This is a genomic window from Mesorhizobium sp. PL10 (assembly GCF_053714315.1).
Map to the genome: position 1 here is coordinate 488,264 of NZ_JBSKBR010000001.1, position 15,252 is coordinate 503,515.

The 15,252-nt window shown below is 63.9% G+C and carries 18 protein-coding genes; 12 read left to right on the forward strand and 6 right to left on the reverse strand.

The window, feature by feature from the left end; translation table 11 throughout:
* Nucleotides 1–164 precede the first annotated feature (164 nt).
* The gene (gene secA / locus ACWGTO_RS02470; protein WP_454573272.1) at nucleotides 165–2,897 is read right to left on the reverse strand and encodes a preprotein translocase subunit SecA; all 2,733 of its coding nucleotides are present in this window, start codon (nucleotides 2,895–2,897) and stop codon (nucleotides 165–167) included.
* Between the two features lie 243 nt (nucleotides 2,898–3,140).
* Here secA and ACWGTO_RS02475 point away from each other — a divergent pair, with 243 nt between their 5' ends.
* Nucleotides 3,141–4,058: a peptidylprolyl isomerase gene (locus ACWGTO_RS02475; protein WP_454573273.1), complete on the forward strand. Its 918-nt coding sequence runs from the start codon at nucleotides 3,141–3,143 to the stop codon at nucleotides 4,056–4,058.
* 71 nt (nucleotides 4,059–4,129) lie between these two features.
* Here the strand turns inward: ACWGTO_RS02475 and ACWGTO_RS02480 are convergent, their stop codons facing one another.
* The 3 genes from ACWGTO_RS02480 to ACWGTO_RS02490 all read right to left on the reverse strand — a co-directional run bounded on the left by ACWGTO_RS02480 (nucleotide 4,130) and on the right by ACWGTO_RS02490 (nucleotide 7,071).
* The gene (locus ACWGTO_RS02480; protein WP_454573274.1) at nucleotides 4,130–5,059 is read right to left on the reverse strand and encodes a glycosyltransferase; all 930 of its coding nucleotides are present in this window, start codon (nucleotides 5,057–5,059) and stop codon (nucleotides 4,130–4,132) included.
* Nucleotides 5,060–5,100: 41 nt separating this feature from the next.
* Nucleotides 5,101–5,685, reverse strand: a complete 585-nt coding sequence (locus ACWGTO_RS02485) for a TetR/AcrR family transcriptional regulator (RefSeq protein WP_454573275.1) — start codon at nucleotides 5,683–5,685, stop codon at nucleotides 5,101–5,103.
* A 156-nt stretch (nucleotides 5,686–5,841) separates the two neighbouring features.
* Complete coding sequence (locus tag ACWGTO_RS02490) at nucleotides 5,842–7,071, reverse strand: caspase family protein (RefSeq protein ID WP_454573276.1); 1,230 nt, start codon at nucleotides 7,069–7,071, stop codon at nucleotides 5,842–5,844.
* Between ACWGTO_RS02490 and ACWGTO_RS02495 the strand changes: the two genes are divergently transcribed.
* The 6 genes from ACWGTO_RS02495 to ACWGTO_RS02520 all read left to right on the forward strand — a co-directional run bounded on the left by ACWGTO_RS02495 (nucleotide 7,070) and on the right by ACWGTO_RS02520 (nucleotide 10,396).
* Entirely contained in the window at nucleotides 7,070–7,297 is a 228-nt protein-coding gene (locus ACWGTO_RS02495) for a hypothetical protein (protein WP_454573277.1), read from the forward strand. The two genes, ACWGTO_RS02490 and ACWGTO_RS02495, sit on opposite strands and share 2 nt — an antisense overlap.
* Nucleotides 7,239–8,480 carry a bifunctional glutamate N-acetyltransferase/amino-acid acetyltransferase ArgJ gene (argJ, locus tag ACWGTO_RS02500; RefSeq protein WP_454573278.1) on the forward strand — a complete coding sequence of 414 codons (1,242 nt, stop codon included), beginning with the start codon at nucleotides 7,239–7,241 and terminating at the stop codon, nucleotides 8,478–8,480. The genes ACWGTO_RS02495 and argJ overlap by 59 nt, the downstream gene beginning before the upstream one ends.
* A gap of 29 nt (nucleotides 8,481–8,509) precedes the next feature.
* Nucleotides 8,510–9,259 carry a GNAT family N-acetyltransferase gene (locus ACWGTO_RS02505; protein ID WP_454573504.1) on the forward strand — a complete coding sequence of 250 codons (750 nt, stop codon included), beginning with the start codon at nucleotides 8,510–8,512 and terminating at the stop codon, nucleotides 9,257–9,259.
* Nucleotides 9,256–9,675 carry an 8-oxo-dGTP diphosphatase MutT gene (gene mutT, locus ACWGTO_RS02510; RefSeq protein WP_454573279.1) on the forward strand — a complete coding sequence of 140 codons (420 nt, stop codon included), beginning with the start codon at nucleotides 9,256–9,258 and terminating at the stop codon, nucleotides 9,673–9,675. Before ACWGTO_RS02505 ends, mutT begins: the two co-directional genes overlap by 4 nt.
* A 96-nt stretch (nucleotides 9,676–9,771) precedes the next feature.
* Nucleotides 9,772–10,086, forward strand: coding sequence for a hypothetical protein (locus ACWGTO_RS02515; protein WP_454573280.1), 315 nt, complete (start codon nucleotides 9,772–9,774; stop codon nucleotides 10,084–10,086).
* 127 nt (nucleotides 10,087–10,213) lie between these two features.
* Nucleotides 10,214–10,396, forward strand: coding sequence for a Flp family type IVb pilin (locus ACWGTO_RS02520; protein WP_454573281.1), 183 nt, complete (start codon nucleotides 10,214–10,216; stop codon nucleotides 10,394–10,396).
* A 12-nt stretch (nucleotides 10,397–10,408) separates the two neighbouring features.
* Here ACWGTO_RS02520 and ACWGTO_RS02525 read toward each other — a convergent pair whose 3' ends face one another.
* The gene (locus ACWGTO_RS02525; protein WP_454573282.1) at nucleotides 10,409–11,281 is read right to left on the reverse strand and encodes a class I SAM-dependent methyltransferase; all 873 of its coding nucleotides are present in this window, start codon (nucleotides 11,279–11,281) and stop codon (nucleotides 10,409–10,411) included.
* A 56-nt stretch (nucleotides 11,282–11,337) separates the two neighbouring features.
* Here ACWGTO_RS02525 and ACWGTO_RS02530 point away from each other — a divergent pair, with 56 nt between their 5' ends.
* The 4 genes from ACWGTO_RS02530 to ACWGTO_RS02545 are packed head-to-tail and all read left to right on the forward strand — an operon-like array spanning nucleotide 11,338 to nucleotide 13,735.
* Nucleotides 11,338–12,123, forward strand: a complete 786-nt coding sequence (locus ACWGTO_RS02530) for a ComF family protein (RefSeq protein WP_454573505.1) — start codon at nucleotides 11,338–11,340, stop codon at nucleotides 12,121–12,123.
* 28 nt (nucleotides 12,124–12,151) lie between these two features.
* Nucleotides 12,152–12,442 carry a glutaredoxin 3 gene (grxC, locus tag ACWGTO_RS02535; protein WP_454573283.1) on the forward strand — a complete coding sequence of 97 codons (291 nt, stop codon included), beginning with the start codon at nucleotides 12,152–12,154 and terminating at the stop codon, nucleotides 12,440–12,442.
* Between the two features lie 4 nt (nucleotides 12,443–12,446).
* Nucleotides 12,447–13,313, forward strand: a complete 867-nt coding sequence (locus ACWGTO_RS02540; protein ID WP_454573284.1) for a carbon-nitrogen hydrolase family protein — start codon at nucleotides 12,447–12,449, stop codon at nucleotides 13,311–13,313.
* Complete coding sequence (locus ACWGTO_RS02545; protein WP_454573285.1) at nucleotides 13,310–13,735, forward strand: DUF1178 family protein; 426 nt, start codon at nucleotides 13,310–13,312, stop codon at nucleotides 13,733–13,735. Before ACWGTO_RS02540 ends, ACWGTO_RS02545 begins: the two co-directional genes overlap by 4 nt.
* Before the next feature lie 4 nt (nucleotides 13,736–13,739).
* Here the strand turns inward: ACWGTO_RS02545 and ACWGTO_RS02550 are convergent, their stop codons facing one another.
* Nucleotides 13,740–14,225: a MarR family winged helix-turn-helix transcriptional regulator gene (locus ACWGTO_RS02550; RefSeq protein WP_454573286.1), complete on the reverse strand. Its 486-nt coding sequence runs from the start codon at nucleotides 14,223–14,225 to the stop codon at nucleotides 13,740–13,742.
* A gap of 117 nt (nucleotides 14,226–14,342) precedes the next feature.
* Between ACWGTO_RS02550 and ACWGTO_RS02555 the strand changes: the two genes are divergently transcribed.
* Nucleotides 14,343–15,248 (forward strand): DMT family transporter, encoded by a 906-nt coding sequence (locus ACWGTO_RS02555; RefSeq protein WP_454573287.1) that lies wholly within the window; start codon nucleotides 14,343–14,345, stop codon nucleotides 15,246–15,248.
* Nucleotides 15,249–15,252 lie beyond the last annotated feature (4 nt).

A 15,252-nucleotide genomic window follows, 5' to 3' on the forward strand; every position in this document is an offset into this window, starting at 1 on the left:
AGCCAGCTAGATTAACGATGGGCGGCGCTTCCACTCATCCGGCCCTGCGGGCAAGCCCTTCGCTCCCGCTTCGGGCGCTCGTGTACGAAAAGCCAAGCAATTGGCTTTTCGTCCGCTGCGCGGACCACGCCTCACCCCCGTAAACGGGGAGAAGGCAAGGGGTGTCAGGCAAACGCGCCGTGGCAGTGCTTGTATTTCTTGCCGGAGCCGCAGGGGCAGGCCTCGTTGCGGCCGACCTTGCCCCAGGTTGCCTGGTTGTTCGGGTCGCGGTCTTCGGGAGCGACGATGGCGTTGCTCTCCTGGCGAACCAGAAGCGCCGTTTCGCCGCCCTGGAAGTCGTCCTCGCCAGTGGTGCCGTCGATGTGGCTGCCGAACATGTCCGGCGCTTCCGGAGGCGGGGCTTCGGCGGCCTGGCGGACCAGTTCGACGCGCATCAATTGCGCGGTGACGGCCTGGCGCAGATTGCCGAGCAGCGCCTGGAACAGCTCGAACGCCTCGCCCTTGTATTCCTGCAGCGGATCGCGCTGGGCGTAGCCGCGGAAACCGACGACCGAACGCAGATGGTCGAGGTTGACGATGTGCTCGCGCCACAGATGGTCGAGCGTCTGCAGCACCACGGAACGTTCGACATAGCTCATCACGTCGGGGCCGAAACGCTCGGCGCGCTCCTTGGCGGCAGCGTCGGCGGCCTCGGTCAGGCGCTCGCGGATATCGTCCTCGGCAATGCCTTCTTCCTTGACCCAGTCCTCGACCGGCAGATCGAGATTGAGGAACTCGGCGACTTCGGCCTTGAGGCCGGCGACGTTCCACTGCTCGGCATAGGCGTTTTCCGGGATGTTCTTGGTGACGATCTCCTCGATGACGCCTTCGCGCATCTCGGCGATCGTTTCGGACAGGCCTTCGCCGTCCATCAATTCGATGCGCTGCTCGAACACCACCTTGCGCTGGTCGTTCGAGACGTCGTCGTATTTCAACAGGTTCTTGCGGATGTCGAAGTTGCGCGCCTCGACCTTCTTCTGCGCCTTTTCCAGCGCCTTGTTGATCCACGGATGGATGATCGCCTCGTCTTCCTTGAGGCCGAGCTTCTGCAGCATGCCGTCCATGCGCTCGGACCCGAAGATGCGCATCAGATCGTCCTGCAGCGACAGGAAGAATTTCGAACGGCCAGGGTCGCCCTGGCGGCCTGAACGGCCGCGGAGCTGGTTGTCGATGCGGCGCGATTCATGGCGCTCGGTGGCGAGCACGTAGAGGCCGCCGGCGGCCAGCGCCTTTTCCTTCAGGCGTTCGACATCGGCATTGATTTCCTTTTCGCGCGCCTCGCGCTCGGGGCCCGCAGGCATGTCGCCCAGTTCGTCCTCGATGCGCATCTCGGCGTTGCCGCCGAGCTTGATGTCGGTGCCGCGTCCGGCCATGTTGGTGGCGATGGTGATGGCGCCGGGCTTTCCGGCCTGGGCGACGATGGCCGCCTCGCGCTCGTGGTGGCGGGCGTTCAGCACCTCGAAATCCTTGAACCCTTCCTTGCGCAGGCGCTCGGCCAACTGCTCGGATTTTTCAATGGATGTGGTGCCGACCAGCGTCGGCTGGCCCTTGGCGCGCGCTTCCTTGATCTCCTTGACGATCGCCTTGTACTTCTCCTCGACCGTCCGGTAGACCTCGTCGTCCTCATCCTTGCGGATGACAGGCAGATTGGTCGGAATCTCGGTGACTTCGAGGCCGTAAATGTTGCCGAACTCCTCGGCCTCGGTCAGCGCCGTACCGGTCATGCCGGACAGCTTCTTGTAAAGGCGGAAATAGTTCTGGAAGGTGACGGAGGCCAGCGTCTGGTTTTCCGGCTGGATCGCGACATGCTCCTTGGCTTCGAGCGCCTGGTGCAGGCCTTCCGAATAGCGGCGTCCCGGCATCATGCGGCCGGTGAACTCGTCGATGATGACGATCTCGCCATTGCGGACGATGTAGTCCTTGTCCTTCTGGAACAGCCGGTGCGCCTTCAGCGCGTTGTTGACGTGGTGAACGATGGCGACGTTTTCGACGTCATAGAGCGACTCGCCCTTGAGCAGACCGGCCGCGCGCAGCAGGTTTTCCAGCTTCTCGGTGCCTTCCTCGGTGAAGATCGAGGTCTTCTGCTTCTCGTCGATCTCGTAGTCGGCCGGGCCGAGCTGCAGCATGAAGGCGTCGATGGTGTTGTACATTTCCGAACGGTCCTCGAGCGGACCGGAAATGATCAGCGGCGTGCGCGCCTCGTCGACAAGGATGGAATCGACCTCGTCGACGATCGCGTAATTGTGGCCGCGCTGTACCATCTGGGCGCGCTCATACTTCATGTTGTCGCGCAGATAGTCGAAGCCGAGCTCGTTGTTGGTGGCGTAGGTGACATCGGCGGCGTAAGCGACGCGGCGCTCCTCGTCGGACAGACCGTGGACGATGACGCCGACCGAGAGGCCGAGGAATTTGTAGACGCGGCCCATCCATTCGGAGTCGCGCGTGGCGAGGTAGTCGTTGACGGTGACGACATGGACGCCCTTGCCGGCCAGCGCGTTGAGATAGACCGGAAGGGTGGCGACCAGAGTCTTGCCTTCGCCGGTGCGCATTTCGGCAATGCCGCCATTATGCAGCACCATGCCGCCGATCAGCTGCACGTCGAATGGGCGCATGCCAAGCACACGGCGGGACGCCTCGCGCGCGGTGGCGAAGGCTGGCACCAGGAGGTCATCGAGCGTGGCGCCGTTGGCGAAGTCCTGGCGAAATTTCTCCGTACGCGCCTGAAGGTCGGCGTCGGACAATGCCCGCATCTCGTTTTCCATGGCATTGATCGCCTCGACGCGAGGGCGGGTCGATTTGACGCGACGATCGTTGGAGGAACCGAAAACCTTACGGGCGAGACCGCCGAGACTGACCATCCAATGGTCCTTTCGATAGAATTCTCAATCTTGAGATGAACGCCGGCCGGCCCCATCAATTCCGCGTGAAACGCAGACAAACGCAAAAAGCGCCCGGAAAACGGTTCTGGACGCAAAGTCGTTGGACAGATAAGAGGGGGCTCAACTGATGTCAACGCCGCGTTAGCCCCATGGGCAGCGCCAAATTCCGCCACAATCCGGCTGATCTGCAAGCCCGACCAATCCCCCTTGGAGTTAATCTTGATGTCCTTACTGTTTCGCCGTGCGTCGCTCGCCAGCCTTGGCCTGGTCTTCGGCCTGTCGGCTCTTTCGCTGTCGCCTGTCATGGCGCAGGAAGCCGCACCCGCCCCGGCCGATGCTGCCGCGCCGGCCGCCGCACCCGTCGATCCCAACGCGGTCGTCGCCACCGTCAATGGCGAGAAGCTGACCGAGGCGGACCTTGGGCTTGCGGAGGGTGAGCTGTCGCAGCAGTTCGCGCAGTTGCCGCCCGAGCAGCGCCGCGCCGCCGCCCTTTCGGCGGCCATCGAAATCCGCGTCATGGCCGCCCAGGCGGTCGCTACCGGGCTCGACAAGGATCCTGAATTCCAGCGCCGCATGGCGTTCCTGCAGCAGCGCGCGCTGCATGGTGAGATGGTCGAGAAGGGCGTCGTCAACAAGGTCACCGACGCCGAGGTGCGCGCCCGCTACGACCAGGAAATCGCCAGCACGCCGCCGGTCAATGAGGTTCATGCCCGTCACATCCTCGTGAAGACGAAGGAAGAGGCCGAGGCGATCATCAAGCAGCTCGACGGAGGCGCCGATTTCCAGAAGCTCGCCAACGAGCACACCAGCGATCCCTCCGGAAAGACCAATGGCGGCGATCTCGGCTGGTTCGGACCTGGCCAGATGGTGCCTGAGTTCGACAAGGCGGCATTCGCGCTCGACGTCGGCAAATACACCAAGGAGCCGGTGCAGTCGCAGTTCGGCTGGCACGTCATCAAGCTCGAGGACAAGCGCGTCAAGCAACCGCCGGCGTTCGACGACGTCAAGGACCAGGCCAAGCAGGCGGTTATCCGCGACAAGTACTTCGCGCTGGTCAAGCAGCTGCGCGGCGCCGCCAAGGTCGAAATCCCCGACGCCAATCTGAAGAAGGCTGTCGACACGATGGAAGCCGGCAAGTAGGCCAGCATCGAAAAGCATGCAAAAGGGCGCCGTTTGGCGCCCTTTTCGTTTCGAGCCTTGGCTGGCGGAAGTCAGCGATAGTGGGTGGAAGCCTTGAACGCCGCCGGATCGCCTGCGGCAAGGGCACCGGTGAATTCGGGGATGCGCACCAGGAGCATCATCGCCCAGAACAGCGGCCAGTCTGTCCAGCGGCAAAACGCCGTGCCGACGGCCTGCGCCGTCTGCCGGTTTTCCTTGAAGGACGTTCTCACCGCCCGGCAGGCGAGGCCCAGCCTCGAACGTCGGCCCTTCGTCAGCAAATCCATGCGCGCGAATTGGTAGCCCTTGTTGCGCCTGACGTCCCAGATGAAGCCCAGCCCCTCATAGGCATGGATCGAGACCGCCTCGGTGGCTACCTCCATCGCCACGCCATCCTTCAACATCGCATGCTGCCGCAGATGCGAGGAGACGAAAGGTCCGTGGTCGGCTTCGAAGCGGTAGTGCTCGAGAACCGGCCGCCGGTACAGAGCGCCGTTGTTGCTGACATGGATGATCTGGCCTTTGCGGTTGCGGCGTTCGATGAAGCCGCGATCGAGCAGCGACATCACCCGCATCATCATGGTGTCTTGGTCATAAATGGTACGACCGGAAACCGCATCGATCTTCGGGTTCCTCTCGAAAGCTTCGTAGAGGATCGCCAGCCATCCGGGCCGCGTCAGGCAATCGGCCTCGACGACGGCGACGAGGTCATGGCGGCAATAGACCAGCGCGGCATCTTTCAGTTGCGAGGACTCGTCGCTGTCATGCGACGCGACGATCACCGAAGGGCAGGAAAAGGCCGGTTTGTCGGACAGTTCGGCTTCGATCGACGATGCGTGGCCATGCGGCAGCATGATGATGATTTCACCGGGCACGCCACGCGCATCCTGCGCATAGGCGCGCACTGCCCGACGCAGTTCTTCATCGCCATCGGGTGTCAGATAGTCGGAAACGATGACCAGGCTGACGGGCAGAATTGGCAACGCGTTTTCGGTCAAGTCGCCCCCCGGCGATAAGTCAGCGATTAGCGAGAGATGCCAGATATCACATAGCGGACGGTGGTACGGATTGTAACCTCGTCTTCGTCGAGACGGTTGGTCAAAAGGTGTTTCCAGGCATAGGAAGCCATGAGGTCGGCGACCCGCGCTGCATCGATATCGGCCGCAACCTCGCCTCGCGCCTTGGCGCGCTCGATGATCCGGGCGGTGTGGGACCGACGTCCATCGGCATAGCCAGTCAGGGCCATGGCCGCCGCTTTATCGGACTGCGCTTCGGCGATCAGCGAGCGGAACACGCTGCCCGAAGATGTGTCGCGCCAGTGCGAGAAGAGGTTTTGAAGGAAACCGACGATATCGTCTTCGAGATTACCGGTATCGGGCACGGAGACGCGCTTTTGCCGCTTGTAGACCTCCAGCAGCAAGGCCGCCTTGCTCGGCCACCAACGATAGATCGTGGGTTTGCCGGCGCGTGCACGTCGCGCGACGGCTTCAATGGAAAAGCCGGCATAGCCGGCCTCGACCAGCACTGCCTCCGCAGCCTCGAGAATGGCCTCGGCGCTGTCTGGGTTGCGCCGCGCCCCTATCGATCTGCGCGCCGGATCCTCGCCCATGTCTGTCCTCGCCAACAATTCGCCGGCAATATAGGTGAGACGGCAGTCAAACGAAACGGCCCGTTTCAAGCGATAGTGTGGAAGTCGGGAATCGCGGGGCAGCAGATACGCTTTGGGGCAGGAGGGCGCATGCCCGAGGCTCGCCCTCGACAGCGATCAGTTCATCGCTTGCGAGGTTTCCGAGGCGATCCGCCATTGGCCGCCGCTCTTCACCAGCCCAAGCGTAACTCGAGCCTTGCCGGTCATGCGTGCCGCCGATTTGTCTTTCGACACATAGTCATAGCTCATCGCGAACGCGGCTTCAGCGCGGTCCTCGCCCTGCGGTATCACTTCGAGGCTGCCGGGCTCGAGACCGAACGACCAGGATGCAAATTGCGCGAACCAGTCAGTCTTGAGCTTGACGACGGCGTCGCTGTCATAGCGCGTGCCGAAGATGGTGGCGGAAGGAGCATAGAGCCGCTTGACCGTTTCGCCGATCGCTGCGGCATCGGGCGCCAGATAGTCGTCGCGCAGGAATTTCTCGATCGCGGTCTTGTCGTCGCCGACGGATCGTTCGAGTGCCGCGACTTTTGTTTCGGGCGCCGCGGCGACGGCAGGCTTCGGCTGCGCCACCGTTTCGCCGCCAGGCACGAACTCGAACCGCTCGAGCAGCGAACCCTGTTCCCAGGGGCGCTGTCCCTCGCGGGTTTCGGAGACTACATCGCGGCGCACCGCGATCATCATGTCGTTGATGCTCTGGCCGGGTTGGGCCATGTGCCGCAGCAGGGCGGCGGCAAACGGCGAATTGCGTCCTGTTCCGTCCATGGCAACAGCACCTGGGGCCGTCGAGAAGGCGATGAAGGAGCCGCGCGTCGAATCGAACTGCGCCAGGCCGGCAAGCGCCGTCGCCGAGCGCGTCGTGGCGGTGCGGCTCAGGCTGCGGGCAAAGGGATTGTTGCGGCAGGCATCGAGGAACACCAGGCTGACCTTGGTCTGCTGCTCCATGATGTCGAGGACTTCGTCGATCGGCACGGCTTCGAGCTGCAGCTTCACCGGCATGTCGAGGCGGGCGTCGACCGGCACGATATAGTTGCGCCCTTCGACCTGCAGGCCGTGGCCGGCGTAGTAGAAAAGCCCCACGCCCGCACCTTCCAGCGCATCGGAAAATTCGCCGATCTTGCGCTCAAGCTCACGCTTGCCGAGGTCGTTGCCCTCGATGACGTCGAAGCCGATCGAGCGCAGCTTGCCGGCGATGTCTGTTGCATCGTTGACCGGATTGGCGAGCGTACCGGCTTCGGCATAGGTGCCGTTGCCGATGACCAGCGCCACGCGCCGTTCCGGCTGCGCATCGGCGCTCAGGAGCAAAAGCCCCATAAACGCCACTGCCAAGATAACCAGCCTGCCCATGGCCGATATCATAACGCCAGAGGCCGCGGTGACGCCAACGGATTTGAAATGCAAGCTTAATCCAAGGTGGCTTGCCGACGCCGAAGGCCAAGAAAACGCCCTTGCGCCGGGCCGTGGTATCGGGCAAACCGGCCTTCCCCAGCGTTTTCCGTCGCCCGAGGTCCCCAATGTCCGCAACGATTTCGCCGCTCGCGCCGAAGAAATATCCCAAAATGCCTGCCATTGAGGGCGTACGCATCGCCACCGCCGAGGCCGGGATCAAATACAAGAACCGCACCGACCTCCTGGCCATGGTGTTCGATGCCGGCACCGCTGTCGCCGGCGTGTTCACGAAATCGAAATGCCCCTCGGCGCCGGTCGATTTCTGCCGGCAGAACCTCGGCGCCGGCAAGGCGCGGGTGCTGGTCGTCAACTCCGGCAATGCCAACGCCTTTACCGGCAAGAAGGGCCGCGCCTCCACCCAATTGACCGGAGAGGCGGCGGCCAAGGCCGCCGGCTGCACGCCAGGCGAAGTGTTCCTCGCCTCCACCGGCGTCATCGGCGAGCCGCTCGACACCACCAAATTCAGCCATTTGCTGGCCGGACTGGTCAAGGACGGCAAGCCAGACCTTTGGACCGAAGCGGCCAAGGCCATCATGACCACCGACACCTATCCGAAAGTGGCGACCGCGACGGTCAAGCTCGGCGACGCCGACGTCATCATCAACGGCATTTCCAAGGGCGCCGGCATGATCGCGCCCGACATGGCGACGATGCTGTCCTTCATCGCCACCGACGCGCCGATCGCCGCCCCCGTGTTGCAGGATTTGTTGTCGCGCGGCACGACCAAGACCTTCAATGCGGTCACCGTCGACAGCGACACCTCGACCAGCGACACGCTGCTGTTGTTCGCCACCGGTGCTGCCGCCAAGCGCGGTGCGCCCGCCATCAGCGATCCAAAGGACGCGCGCCTCGGCGCCTTCCGCCGCGCACTTGGCAAGGTGCTGAAATCGCTGGCGCTGCAAGTGGTGCGCGACGGCGAGGGCGCCCGCAAGCAGGTCGAAGTCACCGTCACCGGCGCGAAATCGGCGCGCTCGGCCAAGCGCATCGCGCTGTCGATCGCCAATTCGCCGCTGGTCAAGACGGCGGTTGCCGGCGAGGACGCCAATTGGGGCCGCGTCGTCATGGCCGTCGGCAAGGCCGGCGAGCCGGCCGACCGCGACCGCCTGTCGATCTGGTTCGGCGACAACCGTCTGGCGCATGAAGGCGAACGCGACCCCGGCTACTCCGAGGAAGCGACCTCGGCCTATATGAAGCGCGACGACATCCGCATCCGCGCCGATATCGGTATCGGCCGCGGCAAGGCGACGGTGTGGACCTGCGATCTCACCAAGGAATATGTCGCCATCAATGGCGACTACCGGAGCTGATGAAATTGGCTTCCAGGCATCCGGCAAGCATGCTCGCCATCGTGCGCCGCTACGAGGCGGCGGGTTTTCGCGCCTGGCCAGCCGCGGCCGTCCACTATGACGGCACCTGGGTGGTGCGGCTGACGGCCGGTCATCCGGCCAAGCGGCTGAACTCGGTCAACCCGCTCGATCCCGGCGACACCCAGCACATTGCCGAGCGCATCGGCCGCGCCAGCCGGCGCTTCGACGCCTATGGCAGGCCGCTGACCTTCCGCATCTCGCCGCTGTCGGGGCCGGACCTGGCCAGGCATCTCGACAATGAGGGCTGGAGCACATTCGACGAATCGCTGGTGATGCGGCTGCCGCTGGCGGACGCGCAGCTGGCGCCGGCCATGGACCAGATTCCGCTGAAGGATATCAGCCGCTTTCTTGGTGCGTCGCTCAAGGTCAGCGGCTCGGATGCATCGCTACGGCCAGGTCTTTCGGAAATCATCGGCGCGATTCAACCCGAGGTCGGACTGTTTGCGCTCGAGGAGGGGGCCGACCCGCTGGCGGTGCTGATCTGCGTTCATGACGGCGATCTTGCCGGCCTGTTCGAGATCGCTACCGACAAGTCGGCGCGCAACAAGGGCCATGGCCGCAACCTGATCCTGTCGGCGCTGAAATGGGCCAGGCTGCGCGGTGCGCGGGAAGCCTGGCTGCAGGTCGAGGCCGGCAACGCGCCGGCACTGGCGCTCTATCGCTCGCTGGAATTCGAGGAAGTCTATCGCTACCACTATCGACGGCCCCCGGGAGCATGAGCCAGATTCTCACCGGCAAACGCCTGCTCCTGGTCGCCGCCTGCGCGCTGGTCGATACCGATGGCCGCGTGCTTTTGGCGCAGCGGCCGGAGGGCAAGCAACTTGCCGGCCTGTGGGAGTTTCCGGGCGGCAAGGTCGAGCCTGGCGAGACGCCGGAAGAATGCCTGATCCGCGAGCTGCAGGAAGAGATCGGCATCGAGACCGACATACCCTGCCTGGCGCCGCTCACCTTTGCCAGCCATTCCTATGATGATTTCCATCTCTTGATGCCACTGTTCGTCTGTCGCCGCTTTCGCGGTATCGCGCAGCCGAAAGAGGGGCAGGCGTTGAAATGGGTCCGGCCAAAGCAGATGCGCGACTACCCGATGCCGCCGGCCGACGCACCGCTGATCCAGTTCCTCATCGACCTACTGTGATCTCAACCGTTTCGCCGGCTGATGTAGCTAGCGTTAATGGAAGATTTATCTCGTCGTGAAAAATTGCGGCAAAGCGGATTCGCCGGGAGCGATTGCATGAGCCTCGACAGGGAATGGGACTCGATCCGGCCGGATCGCAGCTTTCGAGCCGCCAATGCCGGCATCAGCGTATTGCGCATCACGCTGTTGTTCGGTTCGGCCGCGGTGGCGCTGGCGCTGATTGCGGTCCCCGTCCTCGACAAACAGACGCGATCTTCCAGCCGCGATGCTCTTGCAAGCGGCCTGGACACGATGAGCACCGGCTCGGTCGGTTCGCGCGCCACCTATACGCTGCGCAGAAGCGTGCTGCAGCCCTCACCCAGTTCGGTCTGCATCATCCGCGCCGACGGCCGGCGCAGCGGCGACTGCTGAGAAAGAAGGTCAACAAAAGCTTATTGATTTCCTTAACGCAGGCCCCGTTTCATCGCCTGTTAAGCTTGTGCCGTTAACCTTTCTTAACGGGTCGGCGGTATGGTCGTGACAAGAGGGATCGACGATCATGAAGACATTGTTGCAGCGATTTTTGGAAGACGAGACTGGCGCCACGGCCATTGAGTATGGCCTGATCGTCGCCGTGCTGTCGCTTGCCATCGTCGGCGGCGTCGGTAGGGTCAGCAATGCGATCCAGTTTCTGTTCAGCGACACCAACAGCAAGCTTGCCAACGCCTTCGCCGAGCACTGATCCGGAGCGGCGTCACCGCCCGCCGGGATTTTCCAGTATCGTCTTCAGCGAGACCTTCGCCGAGCCCGGTTTCAAGGGCTTTTGCTGCGAGGCATCGGGCGCCCAGCCCGACATCCAGACGACAGAGAAACTTGCCCTGATCCGGCCATCGGCGTCCGAAAAACGTTCGGCATAGATTTCGGCGGCACGGGCAAACAGCTTTCGCGCACCCGGCCGCCGGCTGCGATCGGTCAGCACACTGGTTTCGCCCATCGCCCTGAGATCGGCGATGAGGTCGAAAAGAGTATCGTAGCGCACGGTCACCGTTTCGACGTCGGCCACCGGCAGTGCAAGGCCGGCGCGCTGCAGCAGCGCGCCGGCATCGCGGACATCGGTGAAGGGGATGACACGCGGGCTGGCGCCGCCATAAAGCTCGGTCTCGGCGGCGAGCAGGCTTTCGCGCAGTTCGGAAAGCGTGCCGGCGCCGGCGAAGGCACCTAGGAAAAGCCCGTCGGGCCGCAGAGAGCGGCGGATCTGCACCAGCATGCCTGGAATGTCGTTCATCGCCTGCAGTGACAGCAGCGAGACGGCGAGATCCAGGCTTTCCGGCGGAAACGGCACGGTCTCGGGCGGTGCGACCAGCCCTGGCCGGTCGGCCAGAAACGCCGCGTCAGCCTCGACGCGCACGATCTCCGCTGCCTTGCCGCTTGCGGCAACCACGTCCGTTGCGTCCGGCGTCTGGCAAAACAGCACGGCGGCCTTGCCGAATTTGCGTTCGACCGCGCCGAGCCGGTCCGCAAGGTCTTCCGCTGCCCGCCGCATCAGAAAATCGGCGCCGGCCAGGGGATGGCCCAATGCCCGGCGCTTGTGTGCCAGCCAGAGCTCTGTATCGATGATGGGCTGCAAGGCAAACATCCCTGTTTGTCCGCCTTGTGATAAAAGTGGCGCGGACGACAAACCACGTGGCCGATCCGGTGATGGAGATCAAGAGCCTCGCTCAAACGATGTTGGACTGGCCGGCGCGGGTGCTGTTCCCGCCGGTCTGCGCCGGCTGCCGCAGGCATGTCTCTCAGCCCGGCGTTTTATGCGGCGCCTGCTGGCCCAAGCTCAGGCTGTTGGAGCGGCCATGGTGCGCGGTGATGGGCACGCCATTCACCCACGACATGGGCGAGGGGTTCCTATCGGCCGAAGCGATCGCCGATCCGCCGCCTTTCGAGCGGGCGCGGGCGGCCGTGGCCTATTCGGGCGTCGCCCGCCAGATGGTGCAGGGGCTGAAATACCAGGACCGCACCGATCTCGCGCCATGGATGGCGCGCTGGATGCTGCGCGCCGGCGCCGAACTGATCGCGGACGCCGATGTCGTCGTGCCGGTGCCGCTGCACTGGCGGCGCTTTTTCAGGCGGCAGTTCAATCAGTCGGCGGAACTCGCAAGGGCGGTCGCGCAGCTCAGCGGGGTGCCTTTCTCACCCTCGGCGATCCGGCGCGTCAAGCTCACGCGCCAGCAGGTCGGGCTGGAGCGGCACGAGCGCGAGGATAATGTGCGTGCTGCCTTCCGTGTACCCACGGAAGCGGAAATCGAGATCGCCGGCCGCCGCGTGCTTCTGGTCGACGATGTCTACACCACCGGCGCCACCGTGCGCTCGGTCGCCAAGGCACTGAAAAAGAGCGGCGCAGCAGCGGTTGACGTCCTGACCTTCGCGCGTGTCCTGCCGGGGGACTTTCGGGCCGAGGAGTCCGCGACTATATAAGATCAGGGAAGGACAGGATTGCAGACTGATGCTCGATGTGACGATCTACACCCGCATGATGTGCGGCTATTGCGCGGCGGCCAGGCGGCTGCTCGACCGCAAGGGCGTCGCCTACACCGAGCATGACGCTTCCTTTTCGCCGGAATTGCGCCAGGAAATGATTTCGCGGGCGCATGGGCGAACCACCTTTCCACAGATTTTCATCGGCGACACGCATGTCGGCGGTTCCGACGAACTCCACGAACTGGAGGCGCGGGGGCAGCTGGACAGGCTGCTTGCCGACGGCTCGACGACATTGGGCTCGACGACACAAGGATAGAACTATGGGTGTTTTCAAGGCGGCGGCGATCCAGATGCGTTCGGGCGAAAGCCCCGAGCGCAACGCGGTCGATCTGGAGCGGCTGGTGCGTGAGGCGGCAAGCCTCGGCGCAACCTACATCCAGACCCCGGAAATGACCGGCGCGTTGATCCGCGACAAGGAAGCCAGGGCTGCCTCGTTCACCTCGGAAGACAAGGACATCGTCGTTTCGATCGCGCGCAAGCTCGCCAGCGAACTCGGCGTCTTCCTGCATATCGGCTCGACTGCCATCCTGCGCGCCGACGGCAAGCTCGCCAACCGGGCGCTGCTGTTTGGACCGGACGGCGCCAAGCTTGCCACCTACGACAAGATCCACATGTTCGATGTCGATCTCGACAATGGCGAGAGCTGGCGCGAATCCGCCGCCTATGAGCCGGGCACCGAGGCCGTCGTCACAGAGATCGACGGCGCCAGGCTGGGCTTTGCCGTCTGCTACGACCTGCGCTTTCCGCAGCTGTTCCGCGCCGAAGCGCTGGCCGGCGCCGATCTTTTGTCGGTGCCCGCCGCCTTCACCCGCCAGACCGGCGAGTCACATTGGCATGTGCTATTGCGGGCGCGCGCCATTGAGAACGGCGCCTATGTCGTCGCCGCGGCCCAGGGTGGCCTGCATGAGGACGGGCGCGAGACCTATGGCCATTCGCTGATCGTCGATCCATGGGGCCGCATCATCGCCGAGGCGGCACATGCCGAGCCTTGCGTGATCGTCGCCGAGATCGACACCGCACAGTCGTCGGCCGCGCGCAAAAAAATCCCCAACCTCAAGAACGCGCGCGATTTTGCCGTCAATGCCGGCACGGCCCAGGCGCCGCGGCTCAGGGGCGCGGCTTCGTGATACGCTTTGCCCTGGTCTGCGAGCATGAGCACGAGTTCGAGGGCTGGTTTCGCAGCAATGACGATTTCGATACGCAGAAGAAGCGTGGCTTTGTCGATTGCCCGACCTGCGGTTCGCACAAGGTGCAAAAGGCGCTGATGGCGCCGGCCGTCTCCACGGCGCGCAAGCAGGAAACAATCGCGCTGGCCATGGGCGAAGCGCAGAAGCAGGCGTTGGCGCAGTTGAAGGCGATGGCCGACAAGGTGCGCGAGAATGCCGACTATGTCGGCGATAAATTCGCCGAGGAAGCGCGCAAGATCCATTTCGGCGAAACCGATGCGCGCGGCATCTATGGCGAGGCGACGCTGGACGAAGCCAAGAGCCTGGCCGAGGACGGCGTCGAGTTCATGCCGATCCCGAGCTTTCCGGACGAGCGGAACTGACTGATCAGCTCGCGCTGTCGATCAATTTGCCAAGCAGATGAGCCAGTGTCTCGCGCTCGGTTTGCGTCAGGCCGGCGAGGATTTCATGCTCGTTGGCGACGTGGGCGGTCAGGGCCTCATCGATCAAGGCCAGACCGTTTTCCGTGAGCTGCACCACAATGCCGCGCCGGTCGTTGGGGTGGGGGCCGCGCAGGATCAGTCCGGCCTTTTCCAGCCGGTCGAGCCGGTTGGTCATGGCGCCCGATGTCACCATCGTCGCCTCGTAGAGCGCGGTCGGCGTCAGCGTGTGTGGCGATCCGGAACGGCGCAGTGTCGCCAGAACGTCGAATTCTCCGGCCTGCAGCCCGAAGCGGGCGAACAGCGGCGCAAGGCGTTCGCGGGCGATCAGTGACGAGGCTTCGTTCAATCGCCCAAGCACCAGCATCGGCGAAACATTCAGGTCCGGCCGTTCCCGTGTCCACTGCTCGACCGCCTTTGCCGCGCGATCCATTTGTCTCTCCGTTAGATATCTTGACGTTAAGAATCTTTGCGTTATCTTACCTGAAGATACAGGACGAGCCGAATGCCGCAAGTGCCAATTTCGCAAGTGAGTGGACGGGACCATCCGATGAGACTTATCTGGGAATCGGCGCTCGGCCTGCTGGTGGTCACCGGCGGCCTGCTCGGCCTGACGCTTCCGTTCGGCAAGCTGGCGACGGCTGCCGGCGTTCCGGCCATGGTCTGGGCCTTCGTCATCTCGTTCGGCGCCGGCGGTGTCCTGTTGTGCGCGCTGCTCTCCAGTGGCCAGCGCATGCGGCTCACCCCGCACAGGCTGCGCTATTTCTTCATCACCGCGGCCGTGTCCTATGCCGCGCCAAATCTCTTGATGTTCTCGGCCATCCCGCATCTCGGCGCCGGCTACACCGGCATCATGTTCACGTTGTCGCCAGTCATCACGCTGGTGTTTTCGATCCTGCTGCGCGTCCGGCGGCCCAGCATGCTCGGCATCGTCGGCATCGCCGTCGGCTTCATCGGCGCGGTCATGGTGGCGGTGACGCGCGGCGAGGCCGGCCAGCCGGCTGATTTCTTGTGGGTGGTGGTTGGGCTGCTGATCCCGGTCAGCCTTGCCGCCGGCAACATCTACCGCACCGTGGACTGGCCTGAAGGCACCGGCCCAATCGAACTTGCCGTCGGCAGCCATCTGGCTTCGGCAACGCTGTTGCTGATCGGCATTCTCGTGCTGTTCGGCCTCAGTGCCTTCGCCCCGCTCGCCAGCGTGCCGCTGGTCGTCGTCGCTCAGGTCGCCTCAGCCTCGGCGATGTTTGCTTTCTTCTTCCGGCTGCAGGCGGTGGGCGGACCGGTCTATCTCAGCCAGATCGGCTATGTGGCGGCGGCCGTCGGCCTGTTTGCCGGCACGATCTTCCTCGGCGAGCACTATCACCTGCTGACCTGGGCCGGCGCGGTGATCATCACCATCGGTGTGATCATCACCACCAAGGCGCAAAGCCAGAAGCGTGAGAGCCAGAAGGCGTAAGTGG